The 1674-nt window shown below is 61.2% G+C and carries 1 protein-coding gene; it reads right to left on the reverse strand.

The annotated features are described in order from the left end of the window. Positions 1 to 36: 36 nt before the first annotated feature. On the reverse strand, positions 37 to 1623 hold the full coding sequence (locus CZ345_RS02480) for an IS3 family transposase (protein ID WP_077071627.1): 1587 nt from the start codon (positions 1621 to 1623) through the stop codon (positions 37 to 39). Between the last annotated feature and the right edge of the window lie 51 nt (positions 1624 to 1674).

A 1674-nucleotide genomic window follows, 5' to 3' on the forward strand; every position in this document is an offset into this window, starting at 1 on the left:
AAGGGACTGCGGTGGGAATCCTGGACCAAATCCATCCTATGCGACTAGTCCCAAATCCCTTCGGTACTGCATGGGGCTCTTGTAATCCAGGTCGCTCTTGATCCTGATGTCACGATACCATCTCAGATACGCGTCGAGCATGGTGATGAACTCCTCGATTGTAACCCCATCCCAGTCGCGTCCGTAAAAAAATTCCACCTTGAGCCTTCCGAAGAAGCCCTCGCACCTCGCGTTGTCGGGGCTGCAGCCCTTCCTCGACATCGATCTGACCAGGCCGTTCTCTTCGCATATCTTTATCCAGCCTGGCCAGCGATAATGACCGCCTCTATCCGAATGCACGGCCGGGTGGTCGCCCTCGTCGAGCCACTCACACGCTCCGAGCAGCGAGGAGTTCGCCATCTCGGCATCGGGAGACGTGGAGATCGACCAGCTCAGCGGCATTCCGTCGAAACAGTCGACGATTGGCGAGAGATAGGCCTTGCCGGCGGGGATGCGGAACTCGGTGACGTCCGTTATCCATGTCTCGTTCGGGCTGTCGGCGCGGAAGTGGTGCTTTCCCCGCTCGTCTAGCAGTAGGTTCGGAGGCGCTGCGGACGTCTCGCCCTCGTAGGAGCTGTAGCGCCGCTTCTTCTTGGCGGCGCATGCGACCAGGTTCTCCTCGGCCATAATGGCACGCACGGTCCACTCGCCGACTCGGCTCTCAGATCCAGACCCGGCGTTGACCTCGGCGACGATGCGCCTGTAGCCGTAGGTGCCGCCGCTGGATTCGAACGCCGCTATTACCGCCTCCCTGGCGGACGCGTGTTCCTCGGTCTCGCCTTTGAGCTGCACGTTCCTCGCGTACTCGTAGCTGCTCTTGGCCATGCCCACCACGGGGAGCAGCTCGCAGAGCTTATACTTGGTCCTCAGCGCCGTCACCATCGCCGCCTTCTCCGCGTTGGCCAGGCGGTCCGGGTCGGCGCCCGGGTCTTTTTTTACTATCTCGAGGGTCGCCTGGCGTACGTCGAGCTCAAGCTGCACCTTTCTGAGCTGCATCTTCGCCTCTCGCAGCATATCTTGAAGCTGCTCGATGTCATCGGGCAGGTCGTCGAACTCCTTGCTCACGGGTTCTCCCTTCTTCTCGGGTCCCCCGTTATTATCGCCCATCATCTCCCTGCGCCAGAAGTAGGGTGCGGTCCTCGACACGCCGTGACGCTCGGCTATCACCGCGGCGGGCCCAGTCCTCGCCTCCAGCTCCGCCACCACCTGCACCTTCTTCTCGATTGGAATCGGCGGCGTCTTTGGGTTCGGGCCCCTATACTTGCGCTGCCCGGGCGCTATCTCGTCGATCCAGTCGCCGAGCACCTCGCGGCTCTTGGGATATCCCAGCGCCCTCATCGTCCTCACCAGGCTCTTTCCATGCTCGAGGTAGTGCTCGACGGCGCGCTGCTTCATCTCTGCGGTGTACCTCGGATCGGTGGCGAACTTGCTCTCGGGCACCTCACCGGTTTTCTTGTACTCGTTCCACCAGTTACGCAGGCAGGCTCTCGTCGGATATCCTAACTCTGCGACGGTGTCGGCGTAGCTATGGTCGAATTTGATGAAGGTCTCTATCGCGCGCTTCCTCTGCCCCTGGCTGTACATGCGGTTCTCCTCCTGTCCCGCCTTGGTCCAGGATTCCCACCGCAGTCCCTT

It is taken from the genome of Mailhella massiliensis (assembly GCF_900155525.1).
GTDB lineage: Bacteria > Desulfobacterota > Desulfovibrionia > Desulfovibrionales > Desulfovibrionaceae > Mailhella > Mailhella massiliensis.